At 60.8% G+C, this 25337-nt stretch carries 26 protein-coding genes and 1 pseudogene; 14 read left to right on the top strand and 13 right to left on the bottom strand.

Going from position 1 to position 25337, the window contains the following annotated elements; all coding sequences use genetic code 11:
• Position 1: 1 nt before the first annotated feature.
• From trxB to pepN, 3 genes are all read right to left on the bottom strand, one after another.
• The gene (trxB, locus tag QP965_RS07245) at positions 2 to 928 is read right to left on the bottom strand and encodes a thioredoxin-disulfide reductase (protein ID WP_284769092.1); all 927 of its coding nucleotides are present in this window, start codon (positions 926 to 928) and stop codon (positions 2 to 4) included.
• Between the two features lie 84 nt (positions 929 to 1012).
• Positions 1013 to 1561, bottom strand: coding sequence for an RNA polymerase sigma factor (locus tag QP965_RS07240; protein ID WP_005326023.1), 549 nt, complete (start codon positions 1559 to 1561; stop codon positions 1013 to 1015).
• An 82-nt stretch (positions 1562 to 1643) separates the two neighbouring features.
• Positions 1644 to 4169 carry an aminopeptidase N gene (gene pepN, locus QP965_RS07235; RefSeq protein WP_284844507.1) on the bottom strand — a complete coding sequence of 842 codons (2526 nt, stop codon included), beginning with the start codon at positions 4167 to 4169 and terminating at the stop codon, positions 1644 to 1646.
• 416 nt (positions 4170 to 4585) lie between these two features.
• On the opposite strand from pepN, the gene QP965_RS07230 reads away from it, so the two are divergent.
• The 5 genes from QP965_RS07230 (at position 4586) to QP965_RS07210 (ending at position 6726) form a co-directional block, all read left to right on the top strand.
• Positions 4586 to 5131, top strand: coding sequence for a TetR/AcrR family transcriptional regulator (locus tag QP965_RS07230; RefSeq protein WP_284767240.1), 546 nt, complete (start codon positions 4586 to 4588; stop codon positions 5129 to 5131).
• Entirely contained in the window at positions 5128 to 5487 is a 360-nt protein-coding gene (locus tag QP965_RS07225; RefSeq protein ID WP_003849971.1) for a DMT family transporter, read from the top strand. Before QP965_RS07230 ends, QP965_RS07225 begins: the two co-directional genes overlap by 4 nt.
• Positions 5484 to 5813 carry a DMT family transporter gene (locus QP965_RS07220; protein ID WP_003849969.1) on the top strand — a complete coding sequence of 110 codons (330 nt, stop codon included), beginning with the start codon at positions 5484 to 5486 and terminating at the stop codon, positions 5811 to 5813. Before QP965_RS07225 ends, QP965_RS07220 begins: the two co-directional genes overlap by 4 nt.
• A gap of 105 nt (positions 5814 to 5918) precedes the next feature.
• Complete coding sequence (locus QP965_RS07215) at positions 5919 to 6233, top strand: NIPSNAP family protein (protein WP_230208643.1); 315 nt, start codon at positions 5919 to 5921, stop codon at positions 6231 to 6233.
• A gap of 280 nt (positions 6234 to 6513) precedes the next feature.
• On the top strand, positions 6514 to 6726 hold the full coding sequence (locus tag QP965_RS07210; RefSeq protein WP_284767241.1) for an alkyl hydroperoxide reductase: 213 nt from the start codon (positions 6514 to 6516) through the stop codon (positions 6724 to 6726).
• A gap of 62 nt (positions 6727 to 6788) precedes the next feature.
• Here the strand turns inward: QP965_RS07210 and QP965_RS07205 are convergent, their stop codons facing one another.
• Entirely contained in the window at positions 6789 to 7172 is a 384-nt protein-coding gene (locus QP965_RS07205) for a heavy metal-responsive transcriptional regulator (RefSeq protein WP_419127241.1), read from the bottom strand.
• A gap of 227 nt (positions 7173 to 7399) precedes the next feature.
• On the opposite strand from QP965_RS07205, the gene merT reads away from it, so the two are divergent.
• The 5 genes from merT to QP965_RS07180 all read left to right on the top strand — a co-directional run bounded on the left by merT (position 7400) and on the right by QP965_RS07180 (position 11909).
• Positions 7400 to 7777: a mercuric ion transporter MerT gene (merT, locus tag QP965_RS07200; protein ID WP_284769088.1), complete on the top strand. Its 378-nt coding sequence runs from the start codon at positions 7400 to 7402 to the stop codon at positions 7775 to 7777.
• A complete protein-coding gene (locus QP965_RS07195) occupies positions 7774 to 8739 on the top strand; it encodes a cytochrome c biogenesis CcdA family protein (protein WP_284769087.1) in 966 nt (321 codons plus the stop codon). The genes merT and QP965_RS07195 overlap by 4 nt, the downstream gene beginning before the upstream one ends.
• The gene (locus QP965_RS07190) at positions 8736 to 9284 is read left to right on the top strand and encodes a TlpA family protein disulfide reductase (RefSeq protein ID WP_014316113.1); all 549 of its coding nucleotides are present in this window, start codon (positions 8736 to 8738) and stop codon (positions 9282 to 9284) included. The genes QP965_RS07195 and QP965_RS07190 overlap by 4 nt, the downstream gene beginning before the upstream one ends.
• 120 nt (positions 9285 to 9404) lie before the next feature.
• Positions 9405 to 10847, top strand: coding sequence for a mercury(II) reductase (gene merA, locus QP965_RS07185; protein WP_049151230.1), 1443 nt, complete (start codon positions 9405 to 9407; stop codon positions 10845 to 10847).
• 351 nt (positions 10848 to 11198) lie between these two features.
• Positions 11199 to 11909, top strand: a complete 711-nt coding sequence (locus tag QP965_RS07180) for an IS6 family transposase (RefSeq protein ID WP_284769086.1) — start codon at positions 11199 to 11201, stop codon at positions 11907 to 11909.
• Between the two features lie 298 nt (positions 11910 to 12207).
• Here QP965_RS07180 and QP965_RS07175 read toward each other — a convergent pair whose 3' ends face one another.
• The 4 genes and pseudogenes from QP965_RS07175 to QP965_RS07160 form a co-directional block, all read right to left on the bottom strand.
• Positions 12208 to 12741, bottom strand: coding sequence for a YceI family protein (locus QP965_RS07175; protein ID WP_284769085.1), 534 nt, complete (start codon positions 12739 to 12741; stop codon positions 12208 to 12210).
• Between the two features lie 183 nt (positions 12742 to 12924).
• On the bottom strand, positions 12925 to 16353 hold the full coding sequence (gene murJ, locus QP965_RS07170; RefSeq protein WP_284844508.1) for a murein biosynthesis integral membrane protein MurJ: 3429 nt from the start codon (positions 16351 to 16353) through the stop codon (positions 12925 to 12927).
• Positions 16354 to 16371: 18 nt separating this feature from the next.
• Positions 16372 to 18567 carry a DUF6049 family protein gene (locus QP965_RS07165; RefSeq protein ID WP_284844509.1) on the bottom strand — a complete coding sequence of 732 codons (2196 nt, stop codon included), beginning with the start codon at positions 18565 to 18567 and terminating at the stop codon, positions 16372 to 16374.
• Positions 18567 to 19070 (bottom strand): annotated as a pseudogene (locus tag QP965_RS07160) (NUDIX hydrolase); the annotation flags it as partial. The pseudogene QP965_RS07160 and the gene QP965_RS07165, both read right to left, overlap by 1 nt.
• 178 nt (positions 19071 to 19248) lie before the next feature.
• Here QP965_RS07160 and QP965_RS07155 point away from each other — a divergent pair.
• From QP965_RS07155 to QP965_RS07140, 4 genes are read left to right on the top strand one after another with little or no spacing between them, the layout of a single operon-like run.
• Complete coding sequence (locus QP965_RS07155; protein ID WP_284844510.1) at positions 19249 to 20685, top strand: CCA tRNA nucleotidyltransferase; 1437 nt, start codon at positions 19249 to 19251, stop codon at positions 20683 to 20685.
• Positions 20685 to 21281, top strand: coding sequence for a YqgE/AlgH family protein (locus QP965_RS07150; RefSeq protein WP_005325866.1), 597 nt, complete (start codon positions 20685 to 20687; stop codon positions 21279 to 21281). Before QP965_RS07155 ends, QP965_RS07150 begins: the two co-directional genes overlap by 1 nt.
• 39 nt (positions 21282 to 21320) lie before the next feature.
• Positions 21321 to 22049 carry an AzlC family ABC transporter permease gene (locus tag QP965_RS07145; protein WP_284844511.1) on the top strand — a complete coding sequence of 243 codons (729 nt, stop codon included), beginning with the start codon at positions 21321 to 21323 and terminating at the stop codon, positions 22047 to 22049.
• Positions 22049 to 22381 carry a branched-chain amino acid transporter permease gene (locus QP965_RS07140; protein WP_284844512.1) on the top strand — a complete coding sequence of 111 codons (333 nt, stop codon included), beginning with the start codon at positions 22049 to 22051 and terminating at the stop codon, positions 22379 to 22381. The genes QP965_RS07145 and QP965_RS07140 overlap by 1 nt, the downstream gene beginning before the upstream one ends.
• Before the next feature lie 12 nt (positions 22382 to 22393).
• Here QP965_RS07140 and QP965_RS07135 read toward each other — a convergent pair whose 3' ends face one another.
• The 5 genes from QP965_RS07135 to QP965_RS07115 form a co-directional block, all read right to left on the bottom strand.
• On the bottom strand, positions 22394 to 22702 hold the full coding sequence (locus QP965_RS07135) for a hypothetical protein (RefSeq protein WP_239278990.1): 309 nt from the start codon (positions 22700 to 22702) through the stop codon (positions 22394 to 22396).
• A gap of 15 nt (positions 22703 to 22717) precedes the next feature.
• Positions 22718 to 23683 carry a bile acid:sodium symporter family protein gene (locus tag QP965_RS07130; RefSeq protein WP_284844513.1) on the bottom strand — a complete coding sequence of 322 codons (966 nt, stop codon included), beginning with the start codon at positions 23681 to 23683 and terminating at the stop codon, positions 22718 to 22720.
• A 101-nt stretch (positions 23684 to 23784) separates the two neighbouring features.
• Positions 23785 to 24150, bottom strand: coding sequence for a Rieske (2Fe-2S) protein (locus tag QP965_RS07125; protein WP_284844514.1), 366 nt, complete (start codon positions 24148 to 24150; stop codon positions 23785 to 23787).
• Positions 24151 to 24235: 85 nt separating this feature from the next.
• Positions 24236 to 24457, bottom strand: coding sequence for a hypothetical protein (locus QP965_RS07120; protein WP_284844515.1), 222 nt, complete (start codon positions 24455 to 24457; stop codon positions 24236 to 24238).
• Positions 24458 to 24796: 339 nt separating this feature from the next.
• Positions 24797 to 25267, bottom strand: a complete 471-nt coding sequence (locus QP965_RS07115) for an SdpI family protein (RefSeq protein ID WP_284844516.1) — start codon at positions 25265 to 25267, stop codon at positions 24797 to 24799.
• Positions 25268 to 25337: the final 70 nt, after the last annotated feature.

Genomic DNA, 25337 nt, shown 5'->3' with positions numbered 1-25337 from the left:
ATTAACGGTTTTCTGCGAGGAAATGTTCCGCATCAATTGCCGCGCGGCAACCGGAGCCGGCCGCGGTAATTGCCTGCTGGTAGTGGTCATCCACCAAGTCGCCGCAGGCGAAAACGCCAGGCAGGGAGGTCTTAGTGGTGGGTTGTTCAACTACAACATAGCCGTTGTCGTTGAGCTTGACCTGATCATTGAGGAAGGAAGAGCGCGGATCATGGCCAATTGCTACGAACATGGCAGTGACATCCAAGGTGGAAGTCTCGCCGTTGGTGACGTCCTTGAGCTTGAGTCCGCCGACCTTGCCTTCGGCTTCAATAACTTCTTCGACGACCTTATTGGTCTCCCACTTGATCTTTTCGTTGGCCTGGGCGCGCTCCAGCATGATCTTGGAGGCGCGGAAGTTCTCGGAGCGGTTCACAATGGTGACAGAGTCCGCGAACTTGGTGAGGAAGGTAGCCTCCTCCATGGCGGAGTCGCCGCCGCCGATAACGGCAATATTGTGGCCCTTGAAGAAGAAGCCATCGCACGTAGCGCAGGTGGATACACCGCGGCCGGACAGCTCTTCCTCACCGGGAACGCCGAGGTGGCGCGGGGCGGCACCGGTGGCGAGGATAACGGTGCGGGCCTCAAAGAGCTCGTCACCGACGTGCAGCTTTTTAATATCGCCTTCCAGCTCAACGGAGTCAACGACCTCCATGCGGAGATCCGCACCGAAGCGGATGGCCTGGGCACGCATTTCTTCCATGAGCTCTGGGCCCATGATGCCCTTTTGGAAGCCGGGGTAGTTTTCCACCTCGGTGGTATTCATAAGCTCGCCGCCGTACTCGAAGCCCTCGAAGACAATCGGGTTGAGCTCGGCGCGTGCCGCGTACAGCGCGGCGGTGTAACCGGCAGGGCCGGAACCTACGATGGCAACATCGTGGACGGTCATTGCTAACTCCCTTAAATCAGAGTGTGGTTTCGCGTAACGCCCTGAGTCTACCCGCCACGCTGGCAAACGTCGGTATTAGCAAACTCACCCCATGGCGGCGCGTAGGACTTCCCTCGCTCGGGCGCGGCGGGATTTGATAGTGCCGGGCTTTACCCCTTGGGCGGTGGCAACTTCGCCGACGCGGAACCCGGCGACGTCGGTAAGCACCAGCGCCTCGCGCTGATCCTCCCGCAGCAGCTGCATGGCTTCTCGCACCACCAGCTGCTCCGCTAGGTTTTCGGAAGGGTTATGCGCGAGCAGCGGGTTGCGATCGTCGTCGAAGTCCTCCGCATCTAATGAAGCATTTTCCCTGTTAGAGCGGTGGTTCAAGTAGTCATAGCCAGAATTTTTCACCAGCCGGTGCAGCCAGGTCGAAAGCGCAGACTCGCGGCGATAGGAATGCAGGTTACAGCTGGCGCGCAGAAAGGCCTCCTGGACCACATCTTGGGCGTCATGATCGTTTCTGGTGTAGCGGCGCGCCACCGTGGTCAGCCGCGTGCGGTGGCGTTCCACGATGGTGGAAAAGGCCTTATTATCCCCCTCAATAAAAGCATCAACTAGTTCTTCGTCACTGCGGTCATGGCTCAGCGTCATATGTAGATTCCCCCCGGATCAACAACTGTTATACACAGTGTGACCCGAGGGGAATTAGGGCGCGAGCGCTAGGCTGTACAGTTTATTGACCAGCCCGCACGCGGAGGGTGCGCCGCAGGTTATCGCGGCATTCCAGCAGGATGCGGCGCAGCGCTCCTGGCAGCTCTCGGTGCAGCAGGCGCGTGGTGGCGGCATCGGCCATCGGCAACTCCGGGTAGAAGCCGCGGATGAGGCGGTTAGCAATCTCAATCGGGTGCGCGGCCCAGATGTCTTCCACGCGGGAGAAGAACTCCTCCGCAAAGGCCTCCTGCAGGCTAGCTGAGCGCGGGGCGTTGAAACCGGCGACCAGTGCGTCGACCTCGGCATTGGAATATGCGCCGGGCGTGAGCGCCTTATCGAACGCGGAGCGCTTGGTCTCCGGCGTGGGGAAGGCGTGGCTGGCGCCGAGGAATTCGGTAGCGCCGGTCAGCGTATTATCGCGCTGTTTTTCCTCTTCGAGCTCGGCCGGGGTTACGGCGTCGCGGGCCGCGAGGGCGCGCAAGATCGACCAGCGGATTTCGGGGTCCAAGCGAAGGCCGGCAATGTCACCGGAGAGCAGGGCCTTAAGGCGCGCGGTGCCTGATTCCTCCGGCGTTGCGGCGAGTGCGCGGATGGCGGCGCGAGCGAGCACAAGCTGGGCGTCCGAGGCTGGTTCGGCCTCGGCCAGGTGGCCCCAGATTGCCTCGGCATAGTCGGTGCGGACCTGCTCGCGGTCGGCGTCTGCAACATAATGCGCAATGGCAAAGTTGGCATTGGCGCAGGCAGCAGCCAGCAGCGTGGTATTGGTCTCGTAGGCTTCGTGCTTGACGACGACCCCCACATAGTCAATCGCCGACATTTCCCCATCGCGGGTGAGGTTCCACAGGGCGGTCCAGATTACCGCGCGGGTCAGTTCATCCTCGATGTCGGTCAGGCGCTCGCCCGCTGTGTCTAGGGAGGTCTCGTCGAAGCGGATCTTGGCGTAGGTATGGTCGGCGTCGTTAAGCAGCAGCAATGCCGGGGCCGGAAGGCCGGCAGCCTCATCGATGATGGTGCGGGTGGTGCCATCACCGGCCGGGAGATCGATGTCGAACTCGCGGTACTTGTGCAGGGACGCATCAAAGAGCGAAGCGGTCAGGCGGTGCGGTCGGGTGACGTCCTCGGCGTCTGCACTGATGGCCAGCTCCGCAATCTTCTCGCCCTCGGTGTGCAACTCCGGGGTGAGGGTATCCGGGCCCCAGGTGCGCAGCCAAGCTTGGGACCAGGCATCAAGATCGCGGTCCGTGTGCTTCTTGAGCGCCTGCAGGAGGTCATCAAAGGTGGCGGCGGCAAAGGCATGTTCCTGGAAGTAGTCGCGCGCACCGGCGTAGAAATTATCGCGGCCGACGTAGTGCACCAGCTGCTTGAGCACCGCCGCTCCCTTGGCATAGGTGATGCCATCGAAGTTCTGGCGCGCGGCATCCACGTCCGGGATCTCCGCCTTGATGGGGTGCGTGGTGGGCAGCTGATCCTGCAGGTAGGCCCAATTCTTGCGGGCGCCGGCAAAATTGGCCCAGGCTTCGGTGTAGTCGGTGCCGTGGACGGAAGAATCCGCGCCCATAAATTCCGCGAAGGACTCCTTGAGCCACAGGTCATCCCACCACTGCGGAGTGACCAGATCGCCGAACCACATATGGGACATCTCGTGCAGGATGGTATTTGCACGACCGGCATGCTGCGCACGGGTGGCGCGGGAGCGGAAAATGTAGTTCTCCGTAAACGTCACCAGGCCGGGATTTTCCATGGCACCCAGGTTGTATTCGGGGACAAAGATGGAATCGTACTTGCCCCACGGATAGGGATAGCCAAAGTTCTGGTGGAAAAAGTCCATGCCTTGGGCGGTAAGTTCTAGGATTTCCTCGTCTAGGTGCTCAAACATGGACGCGCGCGCAAAAGCGCGCAGCTGTGCCGAGTGGCTGCCATCCGGGGCGGTCCAGGTGCGCTCTCGGTACTGGTAGGGGCCGGCGGCGAAAGAAGTCAGGTACGTCGACAGCGGCGGGGTCGGCGCAAAAGTAACGGTGGCGAGCTCCCCCTCTTCGCTGCGTTCGACTTCCGGTTGGTTGGAAAGGATCTGCCACTTTTTCGGTGCGGTCATGCGCACGTGGAAGACGGCCTTGAGATCCGGCTGTTCTAGGCAGGGGAAGATGCGGCGAGCATCGGAAGGCTCGAGGTGTGAATACAGGTAGGTCGCGTCATCGGCTTGATCGTGCATGCGGTGCAGGCCCTGGCCGGTGCGCGAATAGCGCGAGTGGCCGGTGACCTCGATGGCGAGCTCCTCCCCTACCGGCAGGCCGTGCAGCCGGATGATGCTGCCATCAAAGTCCACCTCCTGCGGGGTGCCATTGACCTTGACCTCCGCGACGGATTCGCCCAGGTAATCCAGGAAAAGTTCTGGTGCGCTGCTGCTGAGTTCGAGGCGGGTAGTCACGCGGTAGGTGGGGCTATCGAGTACCTCCGAGAGATCGAGGTGGAGGTGATAGGCGCGCAGGTCCACCGCCGCCGCGCGTTCTTGGAGCAACTCGTGCTGCGTCTTGTCTTGTGGTGCGGTCATATCTACGCACTATAGTTACCGCCGTCACGCAGGGTGCGGGGTTGGGGTCCTAAGCCCGCTGCCTTTTAGCAGCAAATTACCCAGCGGGTATTGGAGCCTCACTGTGAACCTGTTGGATTAGTTTTTGCCCGTCCCATACTCTTCATGTGGCGCAAAATGCCAGTGACCATCAGCAAGCGTTACACCACACTGAGGGATGCAACCTATGGAAACCGTCAGGCGATAACACCACACTCACCACTTTCTGTAAACATAAGGCCTAGACCCCACTAGACGCGTGTAAAACAATGCTAGGAACGGCCCTATTTACAGGAAACATTCTGCGTCAAACCGGCGTAACAATAGGGTGTACCCCAGGTGCCCCTACCAGCGCCCGCAGTTGAAGGCTTCACCTACCAAATGGTAAAGTTAGCTATATGCGAACCAGTCAGCGCTCCGAGATCCTGGAAGCTGCCCTCCGCGTCATGAACGCAGCGGAGGGTGGCGACATTACCCTTGACGCAGTGGCCCACGAGGCCGGGCTCACCAAACCGGGATTGCTATATCACTTCCGCAACCGCGACGTACTGCTCGCCGCGATCGTCGACCACGCTGCGGCCAACGTCGAGAACGACATGACTGCCACCCTTGGCAAGCCCCTCGAGAACGCCAACGCCACCGAGCGGCTCCTGAGCTACCTTCACGTCGCCGCCCACGGGGCCGCCAAGCGCGCCGAGTTCATCATCTGGGGCCAAGCGACGTACCGGCCCGAACTCACCGAACCGTGGACTACGCGGATGGGCCGCTGGCTCGAACTCCCGGACGATCTCGACGCCGCCACCCGAGCCAGGCTGACCACCGCCCGACTCGCCGCCGACGGACTCTGGGGCGCCCAGGCCACAGGTGTGTCCACCCTCCACGGCGCGGATCTCGAAGCCGTCGTCTCCAGCATTCGCTCCCTGATCGAAGGAACAACCCCATGAAGCAGTGGTTCCTGCTCGCTGGCGCCATCACTACCGAAGTGGCGGCGACGCTGTCTCTCAAGGCGGCGCTCAATCACCCATCCTGGTACATCGTGGTTGCTGCCGGATACATCGGCGCTTTCGTCTTCCTCACCTTCTGCCTGCGCGAAGGAATGCAGATCGGCGTCGCCTATGGCATCTGGGGAGCCAGCGGGGTCGTGCTCGCCGCCGTGCTATCCGCCGCGATTTTCGGTGAACCTCTGACCGCTGTGATGGGTCTTGGAATGGTTGCGATCATCAGCGGTGTCCTCACCGTCGAACTCGGCTCCCAGAAAGCTCAGCAAACCGCAGCCCAGGAAGCAGGAGTCAACTCATGAGATGGATCTTCCTCGCAGGCGCCATCTTGTCCGAAGTCGTCGCGACCATGTCGCTACGAGCCTCCGACGGTGGCCGGGTGAAGAAATGGTTCATCGGCGTCATCGCGGGGTATCTCGTGGCGTTCGTCGCCTTAAGTCTCGCCTTGGCCGACGGCATGGCCCTTGGCGTCGCCTACGGCATCTGGGCAGCATCCGGCGTAGCTCTCACCGCGATCCTCGCCCGGGTCATCTTCCACGAACCCCTCACCCGAACCATGGCCCTCGGCATCCTCCTCATCGCCGTCGGAGTTCTCACCGTTGAACTCGGCGCCAACTTGGCGAACTGATGCATTTCCGCAGGTAAACCAGGCAGATTGGTGTGCCCCAGGTGCACCACGAGGCGCACAGACAAAGGCTCCCCAATGAGCGCCTGTGGGCCTAGCGTTGTGGATGTGATCACCTGTGTCGTCCACTACACCATCGACCCCGACCAGATCGCGGCCTTTGAACAGTTCGCCCGCGCTTGGATGCGGCATGTCGACGAACACGGCGGCACCCACCACGGGTACTACCTACCCGCGGAAGGTGTGAGTGACCGTGCGGAATCCCTGTTCAGCTTCCCCAGCCTGGCTGCCTACGAGCAGTACCGCACCTTGTTCGGCACCCACCCGGACTTCATCGCCGCTGACCGGATTCGAGACGAGTCCGGGTGCGTCCTGCGGTACGAGCGCACCTTCATGCGGCCGCTCCTACCCCAGGGACACTGAAAGGGACTCCGGCAGCACGCTCGGCACAACCCACAACGCCGCAGGTCAGCGCGTACAGATGGGTGTAATCAACTGTTACATGTGTCACCCGTCTCGGAGAGAATAAGAATCAGAGCACGATCCTCTACGTCCGGTTCCTACCCCAGATCATTCCCACCGAAAGCCGCCGCCAACCGGCCTGACCTCGCTCACTCGCCGGGCCACGGCATCACCATGGGGCTTGACCTTCGAGCCGGGAGCCCGGGTGCTTGCCAAGGTCCAGCGAAGCTCTCCTGCTGCCGTGAACTATGTCGCGGTGGACATCGCGTCCTACGAGACGGCCAATGAAATCAGGGAATTCCTGGCCGGAAATGGGGCGTCATCCCTGGCCTTTGCCTCTGATACCGATACGCGGCTCATCACCGCCTACCGGATAAACCAGGTAAGCACCGCTGTAATCCTGGACGCCGCGGGCACGGAGGTCTTCCGTGCCGTGGAGCCGGGTGCTGCGTAACTGCGGACGGCACTGGCCGCGGCGGGAGCCGGCTCAGTGAAGCCCCTTAGCCTGCGGCGGGCTCAGATGTAACTGCAGATTTGTTCAGCATCGCAGCGCTGAGGGTCGGCCACCTCGGCGGTTGCATATTGTTCGGCCACGGTCACCCGGAGCGCGGTGAGCTCCGCGATTTTCCGGTCCAGGTCCTGCAACTGTTTCCCCAGGACATCCCGTACGTGGGTGCAAGGCGTCAAACCGCTATCGCGGATCCGCAGAATGCCCTGGATCTGCGCCAGGGTCAGCCCGGCGGTTTGGCTGCGGCGAATGAATTCGAGGCGGCTGAGGGTGTCGTGGGCGTAGTCACGATAGCCGTTGGCCGAGCGCTCAGCCGGTGGGAGCAGGCCCCGGTCCTCATAGAACCTGATCGTCTTGGTTGTTATACCGGCAGCATCAGCAACTTCACCGATTCGCATTTCGGGTCCTCATCTCGTTCCAAAAAATCGCATATGACCCTTCCATCGTACTGGAACGTTCCGCATCGGCACCCGCAAACCAACAGGTCCCGTCGCCAGCTTGACCTTCCCCCTTAGTGGAAGGTTGATAATGGGGTGTGACGTACTACTGGCCGTCCGGTTTCGTGTTGGGGTCCCCTGTCGGGGTTCCGGACACGAGCCGGACATATGAAGGGATGATCATGTCAATAAAAGTGAAGGGCCGGGAGCGCTCTGGCCTGGTGCTTGCGGCAGGCACTCTGCTGTCCTTCCTTGGTGTTGTGATGGTGGCGCTGGTGTGCTGCGGGGTACCCGTTCTGACGGCTGCAGCCGGTGTTTTCGCCGCGGCCGGCGCAATGGCCGGCAACCTCTGGTTCATTGCCGCCGCAGCCCTTGCCGCGGGGGCCCTGCTCCTGCGGGCGCAGCGTCGGGGCAGCCCGGGGACGGATTGTTGCGCCCGTTCCCGCCCGGGGGCCAGCCTGTCCGCGGGTTCTACTCCAACACCTCATTCATCGTCGGAGCAGGAGCGGTCCGGGCAGTCCCGGGCCGGTGCTTCTGAGGATGCGGGGTCACAGGGATGACGGGTGTTTTGGGTCTGGCCTTTCTGACCGGAATGCTTGCCACGGTGAATCCATGCGGGTTTGCGATGCTGCCAACCTATCTGGCGTATTTCATTGGTTCAGGCCCGGGTGCGGGACGGAAGCGGCCGTTGCTTGCAGGTCTTCAGGCCGGGGTTGCCCTCAGCGCCGGTTTCGCCACTGTCTTTGTTACGGCCGGCCTGCTCGCCGCTGTAGGCCTGCGGTCGGTGGCGTCGGCGCTTCCCTGGGCGGCGGCGCTGATCGGAGCGGTTATTGTGGTTGCCGGCCTTGGCATGGTGTTCGGATGGCAGCTGCCCGGGGCGAGGTTGAACCTGCCCCGGATTCTGAAGACGGACGGGACCAGTTCGGGCCTCAGGGCGGTCTTTGGCTACGGGGTGGCCTATGCGGTGGCTGCGCTCTCTTGCAGCCTGGCCGTGCTGCTGGCTGTTGTCGCCCAGGCTGTGTCCACCGGGAGCCTGGCCGGGCTGCTGGCGGTCTTCGCCGCCTACGCCTTGGGCTCCTCGGTGGTGCTGGTCCTTCTGTCCCTCGGTGCAGCGGTAGCGCGGGACGTCCTGGCACGCCACGTCCGAAGGATCCTGCCGTTTGTTAATCGTCTCGGCGGAGCCGCGCTTATCCTCGCAGGGATCTACCTGTTGCTCTACTGGGTTCCGGCCCTGTCCGGCGGGCAGGCCGGGGAGATCATGGGCGGGACGGTCACCGAAGCCAGCGTGGCGCTGTCCGGTTTCATCTCGGGCAACTGGCCCATCATCACCCTCACCGCGGTGGCCGCCGTCCTCGCCGCCGCGGCCCTGGCCCTGCGGCGCCGCAGTAAAAGCAAGGCACAGGACAACAGCGCAATCACGGATGGGGCTGAGAGCAGCGACAGCACCGAAGCGTGCTGCGGCCCGGAACATCTTCTTCCCGACACGGCGCCGGGGCGCACCAACCAGAAAGGAAACCCATGACAACGACCAGAAACCACCGGCGGATTTTCACCATTACTGCCGTCGTAGCGGCCGCGGCCCTCATCCTGGTCTTGGCCCTCACTGCGTTGAACCGCGGGAGCGAAACCGCTCCCGCCGCCGGGCCAGCGGGCGCAAACAACGTGGACAGGATCGAGATCACATCTGTGGACGGCAAGGCCCTCACCGTCCCTTCCACCCGCCCGACAGTGCTGTATTTCATGGCGAGCTGGTGCTATACCTGCGTTCCGCAGGCAGAAGCGATGAAGGAACTGGAACAGGAATATGCCGATAAGGCAGACTTCGTCGCCGTGGACGTGACGCCGGAGACCACAAAAACCCAAGTGGACCAGTTCCGCGAAATGGCCGGCACACCCGGATACCCCTTCGTTGTCGACCGGACCGGGGAACTCACCCAAAAGTACGCGGTCACATCCCTAGACAGTACCGTCGTCATCGCACCTGACGGTGACATCCTGGGCCGGGCCGATTCCCGGCCCATGAAGGCCGATGCCCTGAAGGAATTTCTTGACACAACACTTCCGTAGCAACACCGATCTCTTCGCTCCCGTTCTTGACCTTCCCGTGCAGGGGAAGGTGCAGACTGGGGACAGCATGCAAAAAGGAACGCCCCCCGGGGTGTTCATTCGAGACTCCAAGGAGGACTAATGCCTGAGGCAGCACCAGATTTTGATTTAGCCGTGATCGGTTCCGGAGGCGGCGCCTTCGCCGCCGCCATCCGGGCCACCAAGCTGGGCTATCGGGTCGTGATGATCGAACGCTCCACGGTGGGCGGGACCTGTGTGAACACCGGGTGCGTTCCCTCCAAAGCCCTGCTGGCCGCCGCTGAAGCCCGGCATGTCGCTGTGGATGCGACCGGAAGGTTCCCCGGGATCAGCACTTCCGCCGCCCCGGTGGACATGGGTGTACTGATAGACGGGAAACGCTCCCTGGTCGAGCGAATGCGCTCGGATAAATACGTGGATCTGGCCGCCGACTACGGATGGGACCTGCGCCAGGGCACCGCGGTGTTCGCCGGCACCCCGGAGGAACCGGTCCTGGAAATCACCGGACCCGACGGCACCCGCGACTCCCTGACCGCCGCCCATTATCTGGTCGCGACCGGTTCGACCCCGTGGGCACCCCCGGTGCCGGGACTGGATGAAGTCAACTACCTGACCTCGACCACCGCCATGGAACTGAACGAAGTGCCTGAGTCCCTGATCGTCTTCGGCGGCGGGTACGTGGCCCTGGAGCAGGCGCAGCTTTTTGCCCGCCTCGGATCCAAAGTGACCTTGCTGGTCCGCTCCAGGCTTGCCTCGCACGAGGAACCGGAAGCCTCCCGTGCGCTGATGGGCGTCTTCGCCGACGAGGGCATCCGCGTGGTCCGCCGCGCAGCCGTAACTTCGGTCCGCACAGATCCCGCCGGCGCAGAGGTCCTTGTCACCGCCACGGTCGCCGGGGGCCAGGAGGAATTCCGCGCCGCAAAGCTGCTGGTAGCCACCGGCCGACGCGCCGTCACCGACGGACTGAACCTGGACGCCGTCGGCGTCAAGACCGGCGACACCGGCCAGATCCTGGTCGAGAGCACACTCGCCAGCTCCAACCCCAGGATCTGGGCCGCAGGGGATGTGACCGGGCACCGAGAATTCGTCTACGTCGCGTCCGCCCACGGAACCCTGATGGTGGAGAACGCCTTCAACAACGCCGGGCGCGAGGTCGACTACCGGCACCTGCCCCGCGTGACGTTCACCAGCCCGTCACTGGCCGCGGTCGGCATGACCGACAAGGAAGCCAACGAGGCGGGCATCCGGTGTGAATGCCGGGTCCTGCCCCTGGAATACGTTCCCCGGGCACTGGTGAACCGGGACACCCGCGGCTTCATCAAAATCGTCGCCGACGCCGACACCGGACGGATTGTGGGGATCACCGCCGTCGGCAAGGAGGCCGGTGACCTGGCCGCCGCCGGAGTCTACATCCTCGAGGCCGGCATGACCGTTGACCAGGTCGCGAACCTCTGGTGCCCATACCTGACCATGGCCGAAGGGATCAAAATCGCCGCACAGTCCTTCACCACCGACGTCTCCAAACTCTCCTGCTGCGCCTCCTGACCCGCGCCAGATCCCAGCCTAATCCCATTACGTTGTTGGCAGTTCCGCTTGAAGGAGCCCAGGATTCGTACTCCTAGCCCCATGCTGGGGCAGGCTATGTTTATCTGCGTTCCTTCTGCCTTGTGGCAGTGGAACTAGTCGCTGGCTTCGGTATGGCTTATTTTCGTCCCTGTCTGAAAATGATCCGGGGGTGATGCCGCCGAAGGCAGTGACATACTCCAGACTGCTAATAGGAACCTGACCCGCACAGAATGTGCGAGGTCTCAAAGTAATGTGGATGCCAGCGTGAAGTATGTCGGTGCTGTTGCAAAGTTGGGGCAGTAGAAAGACCGGCGTGAAATAATCAGAGCCATGGGCATCTTCTCCGGTCGGCATTTCCCCCGTGACATCATCCTGTGGGCGGTGCGGTGGTACTGCCGCTACGGCGTGAGCTACCGCGACCTCGAAGAAATGATGACCGAGCGGGGTGTGCCAGTCGATCACACCACGATCTACCGCTGGGTGCAGAAATACGCCCCTGAGCTGGATAAGCACACTCGCTGGTACCGGCAGGTACCCGACTGGCAGGCCCGGTCCTGGCGGGTGGATGAGACCTATATCCGGGTCGGCGGCACGTGGTGCTATCTCTACCGGGCTATTACCGCCGGTGGCCAGACCTTAGACTTCTACCTCTCACCAAAACGGAATGTGGCTGCGGCCAAGCGTTTCCTGGCCAAGACGCTGCGATCGAATACGACAGCCGGGTCCCCGCGGGTCATCAACACCGACAAGGCACCAGCTCTGGCCAAGGCAATATCCGAGCTGAAGGCGGAGGGAATCTGCCCTCAGACGGTGGAGTACCGGCAGGTGAAATACCTGAACAACGTTCTCGAGGGAGATCATGGCCGACTTAAAAGAATCCTGGGACCGAAGGGGGCGTTCAAAAACCGAATTTCCGCCTACCGGACGTTGAAAGGGATGGAAGCGATGCATTCATTACGGAAAGGTCAGGGCACGATGTTTGCTTATGGGCACCCCAATCCGGACGCGGTGATCGTCAACCGGGTCTTCGAGACGGCCTGAGAACGCCGGCACGCAGCGGCCATCAGGAAATGAGAAACTGGGTCGTCTCGGCTCTCCGCCCAACTTTGCAACAGCACCCTGCAATTCTCCTGTGGCGACTTTGAATTGTTTCCTTTATAGGTGAAGCCAAACCCGTTGATTGGCTGATATCCAGAGGTGCTGAGGGGCTGAATGGCTTTTCCCAAGGGTAAGGAGTGGCTGTACCGCTAGACCGGAAGACGTAGGAAAAGCCCGCAGCCAGAAGGTGGCTGCGGGCTTGGGGAAGCTTAATGCTTCTAGTGTGTCTGGGGCTACGGGCCTACTGCTTGATAGCAGAGACCTCGAGCTCAATCTTGATCTCCTCGGAGACCAGCACGCCGCCGGTCTTCAGCGGAGCGTTGAAGTCGATGCCGAAGTCCTTGCGGTTGATCTTGGTGGTTGCCTCGAAGCCCAGGCGGGTATTGCCAAATGGGTCCTCGGCGGTAGCAACGTCTTCAACGTCGAGGTCGACGGACTTGGTGGTGCCCTTAATAGTGAGGTCACCGGTGACGGTGCCGTTGCCATTCTCATCAACGTTGAGGTTGGTGGCCTTGAAGGTAATCTCCGGGTACTGCTCTACTGCGAAGAAATCTTCGTTCTTTACGTGTGCATCGCGGTCATCGTTGCCGGTGGAGATGGAAGCGGTGCGGATAATTGTCTCAGCAGCGGAATCGGCGATGTTCTCGGCCACGGTGATGGTGCCTTCGAAGTCTGCGAAGTTACCGCGAACCTTGGTGACCATCGCGTGCTTGGCGACGAATCCGATAACGGTGTGGGCTGGGTCAAGTGCGTAGGTACCTGCTGCGAGGGACATGATGAATACTCCTAAAGTTGTTGTTTGCGTTACACCCCACAGTGTACGCACCACTTCTAAATAGTCAACACGTGAAGTAAAAACTTTGTAAACGTGCAGGTCACAGAAGTGTGATTGGGAAGAATTTAAAAAAGAAGGCCGAATCGAAGGTCGTGTTCCTCGATTCGGCCGTGTGGGTTGCGCCTAGGGCTGCCCGACGAGACCAATGTCTGCGATGGTTGCCTTATCGGACTTGGGCAGCTCGGTGAGCATGAAGAGGATCCCATCGAATTGCTCGGTGGTTTCCTCCAGCTCGATATCTTCCTTGCCGCTTTCGAACTTGCCCCTGGCCAGTTGGTGCAGGGAGCCAGCTTGTGGGTTCTCCGGATTGAAGCTGTCCTGGTTTACGCCATAGACGGCGTACCGCGCCCCAGTGGAGTTGGACTGCACCACCGGCAGGACCGCTAGGTGCGTTGGCGTATCCAAGGTGACGAGGACGCCGGTGTCCTCCTCGGTGGTGGACCACGTGGTGGCCGTTTTGCCGTCGATAAGCGCTGCGTTGTCCTTGTTATCAGGGACGGTAACCGCAGAGGAAGGCTGGAGACGCACCGGCGGGGTATCCGGAATGTCCGTGCTGCCGTGGATGGTCTCGCTGACCGGGTTGGATGCCTCCACATTGCTGAGCAAGGACATGATCCAGGTGGTGAGCGCGGCCATTGCTACGACGAAGATCGTGGCAAAGATGCCGATGACGATGACGCCGGAACCGGAATAGCCGCGGCCGCCAAAGCCGGGTTCTTGCGCGGGGTCATCCTCTTGATCCGGTTCTACCTGTGCCTTCACCGGCAGGGCCTCGGGTGTTTCTTCTGGTTCATCCGGTGCGAAGTCGTGCAGGCGCTGGGCGATGCCGGCCAAGGTTAGCGCCTGTGCCTCCTGCAGCTCCTCCATCTTTTCCTCGCGGCTGTCCTCATCGGCACTATCGAGGGCAAAGTGCGCATCTTCGATGCGCTGGGCGGCCTCGTCTGCGGGGAGATTGGCGTCCTCAGAAATATCGCGCAGTTTCTTCGGCGAAGGTTCCGTGGACTCCACCAGCAGCTCGAGGGCGGAGCTCAAAGCCTCGCGGTCGGTGGCTGCGGAGGTGCCGTCCAGCACGGCGGGGAAGGCAACCTTGACCACGCCATCGGTAGAGACGCGGAAACGGTCGCGGTGCTCCACGCCGAGGGTGAGGCCGGCGTCGTGGGCAGCAGCGGCATCAGCAAATAGCGGCGCAGTAGCTCGTGCCACGGAATGGGGATCGAGGTTATCTGCCTCCGCTACCTGCTTGAGGGAGGTGCCCTCGAACCAATCCGCCACTACCAGGCAGCCAGTGCGATAAGACAGAACCTGGATATTATCCGCCACGGTATCGAGCTCCAGCTCGGCAAGGCGGCGGGTATTGCGCGAAATCTCTGCGGAGCGGCGGGCGGCAACTCCCGGAGTCGATGGCGCAATCGGCGCCAGGCTATTGGTATCGACGAACGTCAAGGCGACCAGTCGGCCGGTGGACTGTTCGCGTGCCTGCCAGAACTGCGCACCAGTGACCGCACCGTGATCCTGTAGCAGGCGGAAGCGGCCATCCGAAACCGGGGCGCCTGGGACCAGGCGTGGGCCGCGGACGATGCCCGCGGACATTGGCGGCGGCACCAGGGTGGCATTGAAGGCGTCCTGGGTAAATACCGGCCGGATTTCCGGCACGTCGGGCTCCTCCAGCTCGATGGCCTTGGAGGAATCGACCTTGATGAAGCGGGACATGCCCGGGATGCGCTGCAGGGCGCGCGCCAAGTTCTGCACCTCCGGCAAGGAGGATTTGGACAGCACCAGGCCGGTGGCGATGAGGAATATGACACCGAGCACCGCGACCTTGATCAGCGAGACGATGGACGGCAAATTCTCCGGAAGGAGGTAATTCACGCCCCAGTACAGCACCCAGGAGACGACCAAGCCCACCAGGCCGGCACCGGAAGCCCACAGCACGGTTTGGGTGACGGCTTTGCCGCCGAGGCTGCCGAGCTTGCGCTTGAGCAGGAAGCCGCCAATGACCGCACCGGAGACGAAGCCAAAGCCATTGGCCGTACCGAGCAGAATCACCACGCGGTCCGGGTTGGACGTCATCAATGGTGCCAAGAGCGTGAGGACGATCTTGGTCAGCGTGATGCCGGCGATGATGAAGGTAGGCGTCCAGGCTTCCTCGCGGGCATAGAATACGCGCAGGTGCAGCAGCACCAAGGCATACGGGATGAGTGTGAAGGCGGAGAAGCTGATGGTCAGGCCGAGTTGCTCGGCGCTGTCGGCGCCGTAGGCGCCGTATTGGAAGAGGGCGCGGGCGATAGGTACGCCGAAGCCGGTCATGAAGATGACGATGGGGATAAGCGCGATGAAGGTCAGCTTGGAGCCCAGGGTGAGATCGCGGACCACGGCATCAACATCGCCGTCGGCGGCGTTGCGGGACAGGCGCGGCATAATCGCCGTCAGGAGCGTCACACCGATAACGCCATAAGGCACCTGCAGCATGAGCCAAGCATTCTGATAGACCAGCGGGGCGCCGGCATCCGCATAGGCGGCCACGCGGGAGGTGACCACGTAGCCCAGCTGGGAGATGGCCACATAAGTAATGATGGCCAAAGCCATGCCGCCGAATTGCTTGATGCGCGCATCCAAGCCCCACTTGGGGCGCAGGTTAATGCCGGCCTTTTTCAGATACGGCAATAGGATGAGGCACTGCACCATCACTGCTGTGGTGGTGCCCAAGCCCAAGAGCATGACGTGGGGATCGGCCACTGGCGTGGGCTCATGCGGGTCTAGTTGGCCGGGCAGGAAGCGATAAGCCAGCAGCACGCCAATGGAGATGAAGTTATTGATCACCGGTGCCCAGGCGCCCGGACCAAAGATATTCTTGGTATTGAGGACGGCCTGGAAGAGGGCGAAGAGGCCGTAGAAAAGAATCTGCGGCAGCAGCAAGAAGGCCAAGGAAGTTGCCTGCACGGCATTGGCCTTGGAATCTTCCGGCAGCATCATCCTGGTTAAGAAGGGTGCGAGCACCACGGAGGCGATGGTGACTATGCCCAGGATGGAAAAGGCCAGGGTAAATAGCCGCCGGACAAAGGTCTCGCCGCGGTCCGTGTCTTCTTTTTCGGCGCGCACGAGGACGGGCACAACCAGAGAGGTCAGTACCGCACCCAAAACGATCTCGGTGACGAGGTTAGGGATCTGGTTGGCGCTACTAAACGCGGTGCCCACCGTGGCGCCGAGCGTGGCACCGATGAGCATCTGGCGCAAGAAGCCAGTGATGCGGGATAGCAGCGTCGCGATGGCCATCGTGCCTGTTGCGCGGATGACATCCTGATTGGATGATTCGTTGTCCGCGTTGCGTCCAGTGAGCGCGGACTTATCCTCCTCGGGAGGAACGGCGGTGTCCTTCACCGCTGGGGTGGGGCGCTTTTCTGGTACCGGAGCGGGAGGAGAGGCCTGGACGATGCGGCCGCGGGCACCCGCCGGGGCGGGGTGCTCTGCCGGCGCGGCGGCATCCTTTGGGTCAACTACACCCGCAGGTGACTTCTCCACGTGTTCGGCCTCGCGGCCAGTCTTATCAGTCATAGAGGATACAACTTCAACTTACTTTTTAAGCCTTTGTGATTTTTTGCGCCGATGGCGGCCTAGCCGGAAGAGCGTGGCTAAGACCAGCGCAAGGGCGCCGGCTATGCCGACGCCATACACGCTTACGATACCGGCACGCGTCTGCACAGCGATATTGATGGGCTCGGAGATGGTTTGCTTTTCTGGGGTGGCAAGCCACAGGCCAATGTCCGTGCGATCGACGTCCTTAGGCATATCGGCGGTCATGGATACAGTAATAGAGCCCTTCGCCGGAATACGGACGCTCTTGGGCGTGTTGAGGCGCGCGCCATCGGGAGCATCGTATTGCAGCTTGGCCTCCACCGGTAGTGGCAGGCCATTTTCTGCCACGATGAGCAGCGGCGATGACTCGGATACGCGGGTATAGACATTGCCCGGTGGGATAAGCGCTACAGAAGAACGCAGGTCCCGCAGTGTATCGGAATGCACATCCATCGTGTGAGTGAATCGGCGCTGCGCCTCTGCATTGCTTCCCAAGCTATCGCGGTTGGTCAGCGAGAGGGCGGCGAGCAGATCCCTGCGCAAAGGCAAGACAAATTCATAGCGAGTGAGCGCGATATCGGGATCGTCGACCATGATATTCATCAGCTCGTCGGTATAGCGGGCCTGCTGCTCCACGCGGACGATATCGGATTCGGCAAAGGCGGCGGGATCGCTAAAGGGGCTGCCGGGCAGTGAACCGGGCTCTGCGGTCTCCTGCTTCAGGCTGCCGACGGTGCGCGGATGGGACTTACCGGAAGCGATGAGTGCCTCGGCAGAGTCGAGTGCGTACTCGGCCGCGCTGGGATCCAAGTAATTGGGCAAGCGCGCCACGGTGTCATCGCTTGCGGCCAAGCTCAGTGCGGCGCCGCCGGTGATGGCACGAGAAAGATCGGAATCGAGCGAGTAATCGTAGCGCAGCTCTGGGTTGGAATAGCCCACCGTCTGTGGTTTGGAGCCGGTTTGGGCGAGGAGGGCGCCCAGGGAGGCGTCGAAAGTCACGGCGCGGCCAGGCCACGAAGTATTATCCGCCACCAACGCGGGCAGGGGCAGCTGCTGATCCACATAGCCGGAGCCGACCGCGAGCACGGTGGTGGCCGGCTTGGCACCGAGAATTCGCTCGATGGTGTGATTGCCGCGTTGTAGCCCCTCATAAGTAAGGAAGGGATTATTTGCCTTGGCCACGGAGGAAGCATTGGCGTTCGCCCACGGCATAGACATAAAGCAATCGAGCTCGCGCAGACGCTTGAGCCAGCGGGCAGCGTCCTCTTTTCCACTGCCGGGTTCGAGGTGCACATCGTCATCGTTAGTGAACCACGAATCGCGTAGGCGCTTAGGTCGCTCGGCTTGAGGTAGGCGGGCCGGCCCCACCTTATAGCCCTCCGCCATGCGGTTGACCGTGTCCAAGAGGGCGGGATCGATGGCTACGCAGCCTGCCCCACGCAGGTCGTGGTCGGCATACGTGCTGACCAAGCGATCGAGCCTGCCGCCCTCCGCCAGCTCACCGGCCAGCTCATCAGAGGAGAGGATAAGGTCCTCTCCCCCAGTGCCGCCTGGTACCGAGTCGATATCGGCGCTGATGGGATAGATCACGGTGAGATCGTGGGGTGTGGGGTCCGAGGGGGCATCGCCAAGCGCCTGCTCCTTCCCCTTTACCTGGCCTACGAGGCGCTCCTCCGCAAAGCTGACCGCCTCGCCGCCTACGGTGCCGGTGAGGGTAAACAGCAGCGGATAGGAGCCAGGCTCTTCGATGGCCAGGGTCTGCTCCTCGTGCAGGGAGGTGGGAACCTGGAAGGTGACCTCCCGGGATTCGCCTGGCTGCAGGGGTGCGGTGGTAGTGCTCGGACCGTAATACGGGAATTCGCCGGTGGCCAGCTGCGTGCGGGCCTGCGCGGTGTCCTGCACAGCATCGCCGCGGCGGCTCGTGAGCTGGAGATCCTCCATGGCTTCATCGGTGGGATTGTGCAGCCGGAAGGTCAGTTTCAGGTCCTTGCCCACGGAAAAGGGCTCGGCCGTAAGGAGATCAAGAGTGGCCCGCTCCGGCCCGCGCGCGCCCAACCATGCCTGGATATCCTGCTGATTTTCGGCGGCCGAGTCCATCTGCGCGGCGGCTGCTGGTAGCGGCAGGCACAAGCCCCACCCCGCTACCGCCATGCAGCCGCCCACGGCGGCCCAAGACTTCAGGCGTTGGCGCATTACCGTGGCGTCACTTTCCCCGCCGCGGCTTCCTTTCGTGCGAGATCGGGAAGGAGATCATGCGCGATGCGCGCCAGCTTGCGCTCATCGGCGTAGGCCAAGTGCTCGATGAGTTCAGAGACGGGGATCCACGAGACCTCGGTGACCTCTGGATCCTCATCGTTCATAATGCCGTCTACAAAACGCAGCAAGTGGTGGTGCACGGTCTTATGGATGCGCACGCCATCAGAGACGAACCAGTAATCAATCATGCCGAGGTCCGCAAAAACCTCACCAGAAATGCCGGTTTCTTCCCATACCTCGCGTTCAGCGGTGACCTCCTTGGCCTCGCCATTTTCCACGTGGCCCTTGGGCATGGACCACAGCAGGCGCCCGCGGCGGTCGAGGCGGCCAATGAGCGCCACATAGAGCCGAGAAAGGTCGACATTGCCAGTGGCATCGACGCACTCCGCCAAGCCGGAGACAACGAGGCCACCCGCGGAGGTTTCATCGCGGGTTTCCATGGCCGTGGATTGGCCATTGCCACCGCGGTAGGGCTTGCGCTGCTGAGTGGTGCGGCGCGCGCGATTATCCGGCCGGCGGCGCCGCCTGCGCCGGGACCGGTTGCGGTTGCGGCCGCCTCCCTTGGAGGGGCCCTGTTCTTGGTTAGTCATCCCTGCCAATCGTAGTAGACTCTCACCCGTGAATTTTCAGGACACTCAGCTAATCGGCGTTCTTGCCCGCGCGGAATCCACCGTCTCCTCCCTCAGCAGCCTGCTGGGTGGACTGGTGGAGAAATTTGCCGCGCGCGGCTACCCGCTCTACCTCGTGGGCGGCTCTGTGCGCGATGCGCTTTTGGGCCGCTTGGGAAATGACCTGGACTTTACTACCCCGGCCCGCCCCGAGGTGGTCAAGGAGATTCTCGATGAGTGGGCCGAAACCGTGTGGGATACCGGCATAGACTTCGGTACCGTCTCCGCGGCCTACAAGGGCCAGCAGATTGAGATCACTACCTTCCGCTCCGATTCTTATGATGGCCAGTCCCGCAATCCTGAGGTGGTTTACGGCGACACCTTGGAAGGCGATCTAGTCCGGCGCGACTTCAAGGTCAATGCGATGGCCATTGAGCTGCTTGCCGACGCCTCCTTTAAGTTCCACGATCCCCTCCACGGCCTCCAAGACGTGGCTGACCGGGTGCTCGATACCCCGGATAAGCCGGAGATCTCCTTCCACGATGATCCGCTCCGCATGCTGCGTGCGGCTCGTTTCGCCTCCCAGTTGGAATTCCGCGTGGCGGATCGCGTTGTGGAGGCCATGCGGGATATGGCTGGCGAGATCCAGCGCATCACCGTGGAGCGCGTGCAGGTGGAGCTGGATAAGCTCATCTGCGGCACGGCCCCGTGGGATGGCATTGATCTTCTGGTATCTACGGGAATCGCGGATTATATCTTCCCGGAGATCCCCGCGCTACGCATGACCGCGGACGAACACGCGCAGCACAAGGACGTCTATGCGCACTCGCTCAAGGTGCTGAGCCAGGCCATGGATCAAGAGGAAGATGGGCCTGATCTTGTCCTGCGCTGGGCGGCGCTGCTGCACGATATTGGCAAGCCGGATACCTTTGATAACACCGATGGCAAGGTCTCCTTCCACCACCACGAGGTGGTGGGCGCCAAGCTCGCCCGCAAGCGCCTGCGCAAGTTGAAGTACCCGAAGGCCACCACGGAGTCCATCGGCCAGCTGGTGTACCTACACATGCGCTTCCACGGGTTTGGGGAAAATCAGTGGACTGATTCCGCCGTGCGTCGCTATGTCACCGACGCCGGCAAGCTTCTTCCCCGCCTGCACAAGCTGGTGCGCGCCGATTGCACCACCCGCAATGCCAAGAAGGCCCGCCGCCTCCAGCGCACCTACGATCAGCTGGAAGAGCGCATCGAAGAGATCGGCCGCAAGGAGGACCTGGCGCGCGTGCGTCCAGACCTCGACGGCAACGAGATCATGGAGATCTTAGGGCTCCAGCCCGGCCCTGAGGTGGGCCAGGCATGGTCCTATCTCAAGGAGCTGCGCCTCGAGCATGGCCCCCTCGAGCGCGAGGAAGCGATTGCGAAGTTGCGTGAGTGGTGGGATTCTAAACAGTGATGTTTGCCGATAGATTATTCAACGCCCTCGAGCGCAATGACCCCGCCCCCGGCCAGCTGCTCATCGCCGCTCCGGGGATGCTTTCGCCGGAATTCGCCCGTTCCGTCATTCTCGTTATTGAGCACAATGACATGATGACCTTCGGCGTGGATCTGACCAAGCGCTCCGAGGTGGCGATTTTCAATGTGCTGCCGGAATGGCTTCCCGTTGTGGCCAAGCCGCAGGCGCTGTACATCGGCGGCCCGCTCAATCAGCAATCCGTCGTAGGACTCGCGCAAACCAACCAGGGCGTCGATCCGGACAAGCACGATCGCCTCACCCGCCTCGCCCCGCGCCTCGCGCATGTGGATCTGCGCGCGGAGCCAGAAGAGATAGAGCCCTTGGTCTCGGGCATGCGCATGTTTGCCGGCTACGCCGAGTGGGGCCCGGGCCAGCTCGAGGAGGAAATCGAGGCCGGCGAATGGTTCGTCTCCCCTGCCCTAGCCCAAGACGTTATTACGCCGGGCCCGGCCGACCTCTGGTCCGATGTTATGAAGCGCCAACCCATGCCGTTGCCGCTGTACTCCACCTACCCTGTCAACGTGGAAGACAATTAATTCCTATCGCGCTGCAGGCAGTGGGCTAAACTAGCCCGCATGCGTGAGGATATTTCACAAGGTGTGCGGGATACCTGGGCCGCCGCCATCGGCCTCATTCCCCTCGGCCTTGCCTTCGGCCTGCTCATGGTCCAATCCGGCTTCAGTTGGTGGTGGACGCCTATTTTCTCCATCGTCATCTACGCCGGCTCTATGGAGTTCCTGGCCATTTCCATGGTCACCGGCGGCGCCACAGCCGTGGCCTCCCTGGTCACCGGTTTCATGGTGAACTTCCGCCATATTTTCTATGGTCTTACTTTTCCTCGCCACCGCATTAACTCGCGCCTGGGCAGGGCTTATTCCACCTATGCGCTTACCGACGAAACATATGCCATCGTCTCCTCCCTCCCCACCCATGACCGCCCGACCGGGGCCCGGATCCTCACCATCCAAATTTTTTGTCAGGCTCTGTGGGTAGGCGGTGGCATTGTCGGTGCTCTCGCCGGCCAGGTGATTCCCTCTACCGTGCAGGGCATGGAATTCGCCCTAGTGGCGCTCTTCGTCGTGCTGGCGATGGATTCCTTCCGCAATAACCAGGACTTCTCATTGTCTTTGAGCGCCGCGATGGTGGGGATCCTCGCCGCTGCCTTCGTCCCTGGTCAACTTCTCATGGTGGCTCTCAGCGCCTACTTCATCCTGTTGATTATTCGGTACCTATCTCCACGCGTCGATGCGGCTTTTACCTTGCGTAGGCGAGGCGACCTTAAGCGACTCTGGGAGGAGTGCTAATGCCCGCTGGAGTCACCCTTGCTTCCATCGCGGCCGTCCTAGTTCCCGTCGGTCTCATTACCGTTGTACTACGCCAACTTCCTTTCTCCTTTGTGAAATGGATGAAGGATAGTCAGTTCTTTTCCTTGCTCGGCATGATGATGCCCGTCGGTGTGATGACCATCTTGGTCGTGTATACCGTCCACGGGCAGTCCAGCGCCCCCGGTGGTATCTGGGCGGCTCTCCTTGGTGTGGTGGTTACCTTTCTGCTTCACCTGTGGAAGCGGGAGTCTGCGCTGTCCATCTTCGGAGGAACCGCCTTCTATATGCTCCTCGTCAACGTAGTGTTTTAGCCCTTGCGACTCTTATAGGCCGAACTTGGCGGTGGCTTCGGACCACAGGGCGTCGAACCGAGACTGGTCCACGTACTGCGCGCTAATGTCCGGAAAATCATCATAGGTATCCGGGTGAGGGACAACCTCTTGCGGTTGATCTACGTTTCCCGTGGAACTAGTTGGTGTTGCTACCCCGACGATGGCATCCGAGGGATCCAGCGCAATCATGCGCACCATGCGGCAGCTGCGGGCATCGCGCTCTTCCATTTCCGCCATGTGAATTGCTGAGCCCACTCCGGGCACATTCAGTTCGGTTCGTACGTAAAGGTAATTCGTCATGGCACTTAAGTGTAGTTACGTGTCGGGGTGCTGCGCGTAACGGGCCGCTAGCCATGAGCACATCATCAGCTGAACCTGGTGGTAAATCATCAACGGGAGGATTAGTAGGCCAAGGGATGCGCCGCCAGAAGCAAAGATGACCGAGGCCATGGGTAGCCCCGTGGCTAATGACTTTTTCGATCCGCAGAACTCGATTGCGATGGTATCGGCGCGGTTGAATCCCATCTTTTGGCTTGCCCTTCTGGTTAGCCACAGCATGAAGGCGACGAAGATCGCGGCGAAGACGACTAGGAACGCCAGATCCCACAGGGAAATCGAGGACCAAATTCCGTCCACCACACCCTTGGAAAAAGCGGAATATACCACCATCGCGATTGATCCGCGGTCCACGACCTTAGTGGCCTTGCTTTGCGCAGTCTTCCCCACCCAGCGTCGAGTTAGCTGACCTAAAACAAATGGCGCCAACAATAGAAGGGCGATTTCGCCGAATACTGACGTATCGATGTGAACTCCTCCCCCAGTTCCCATCAAGAGCATGACGAGCAATGGGGTGATGATTACTCCCACCAAGTTTGAGGCAGAAGCCGATACGATTGCGCCCGCCACGTTTCCTTTCGCGATTGAGGTGAAGGCAACCGAAGATTGCACCGTGGATGGGACCAGCGTGAGGAATAAGATGCCCAGGTACATGTCGTGCGATATGACAGCGGTGAGTGGGCGCAGAGCTATGCCTATAAGCGGGTAAACCACAAAGGTGAAAGCGAGAATTGTGAGGTGTAGCCGCCAGTGTTTTAGTCCGTTGAGGGCTTCTTGAGTGGAAAGCCTCGCGCCATACAAGAAGAAGAGTAGCGCGATGGCCACGTTTGTTAATTGGCCGAATATGTCGGCAAAGCTCCCGCGGGCTGGTGCAATGATCGCAATGATGACCGCCAGGATAATGAGGACGATAAGCGGGTCGGGCTTTTTCAAACGCTGCAGCATGCTAAGAGTTTAAACCCTATTCGTCATCACATGCTGCAGATGCTCGGGCCAAGAAAACACAACCCGTGTAGTTTCACGTGAAACCACACGGGAAATGCACTTTAGGCCGTGGTGACGTTAGAGCCGTCTTGTTTAACTTCGTATTCTTCCAATGGATCGCGCCCCGGGCCGGAGATTGCGCTTCCATCGCTGAGATTGTAGGAAGTGTTGTGTGCCGTGCAAGTGGCCGTCATGCCATCAATCTCGGTGATTGGATTGTGTTGGTGGGGGCAAGTTTGGGAGTAGGCCTTAAACTCGCCTTCCTTGGGCTGGGTGAAGATTACGCCATCAACAATCTTCGCAGAGCCAATCGGAATCTCGGTAGCCGCAATTTCTGCGGACGGAGAGGAGCCACAGGCCGCGGCGTAGGCGCCTGCAAATGTGGTGGCGGTTCCAAGTAAGAACATTCGACGGGAGCACTTGATCATGCTTCTACTCTAGCCCGTTGGTCTTGCGTATTGTGCCGTTCCCGTTTGTCCGGTTGGAATTAAAGTTTCACGTGAAACTCTGAAGTTAGTCAGCTAGGAGCCCCTCCCACGTTTCCGGAGAGCCATTGGAGGTAGCGACTAGCTCATAGGTGCCGGAGTCAATTCCTAAATCATCTACGATGCTCTGAGCAGATTGCTGTTCTTGCGCTTCTGCTACGGACGTCGTTGCCTTGTGGTCTTGCTCGGCGTACGTGCCGATGACAAAAGTTGAAGCGGCGATGGCCGCCAGGGCGGTACTTTTCTTCATGCACTATATTCTGCCCTTCAGGGGGCTGGTTGTGCTCTTGCCTGTCAGGGTTTCATGGCAGCTTTACGTAACCTCTACCCTCTCTCGCAGGAATCGCAATGGTGCAGTGAATCAACTATAGAGTTATTCAAGTATGGGTTAATTCCAGACCGTGGTTTGGATTAAAATATTGACAGTTACTAAAAACGGGCAAACAGCTGTCCTAATTAATAAAGTCACTGTGACTAACCGGAAGTGTGTAGCGATAACTCACTACGAAAGGTATAGCTACAAAAATTCCCCTTCTGGACGGAAGATGAATCTTTCTCCAGAAGGGGTAGATTGCGCAGCGGTGCGTGGTTACCTGTCGGATTCGCGAGCGGCGTGACGGAGTGCGTCGACATCAACCTGGGGGGCGGATGCTGCGGAGGCCTCTTCCCCACCGCAACCGTCGGAACCACAATTACAGGATTCTCCACAACCCTCCTCATCCGCGTGTGCTTGTTCGTAGAGGAACGCGGCACGTGAGCCGAGATTAGAACCGATGGAGAGGGCTAGAACAGCGGCCACAAAGGTAAGAACCGGGATGAGCCACATCCAGCCTTGAGAGCGGAGCGCGACGATGCCGCCAAAAACTAGACAGACACCGCTAAGGATCCAGAATGGCCCGGCGACGCGATGGGCATTGTCCCATGCTTCGCGGGATTTGCGGATTTCCTGCAGGCGTAAACCGATATAACTATTTCCAGGCAGGCGCTTGGTCGAGGCCAAGGCTCCCACGATGATGAGGAAGACGGCGAGGATTAAAAAGATGATTCCCACAGCGATCATGTATTCAGTTTAACCTTGTAGCGCCAGGATAAAAATCGTGGCTGGGGTGAGTGTTCTGGCTAAGTCTTCT

Source organism: Corynebacterium sp. MSK074, assembly GCF_030229735.1.
GTDB lineage: Bacteria > Actinomycetota > Actinomycetes > Mycobacteriales > Mycobacteriaceae > Corynebacterium.
The sequence above is the reverse complement of the archived record's forward strand: the minus strand, read 5'-3'. Positions and strand labels throughout refer to the sequence as shown.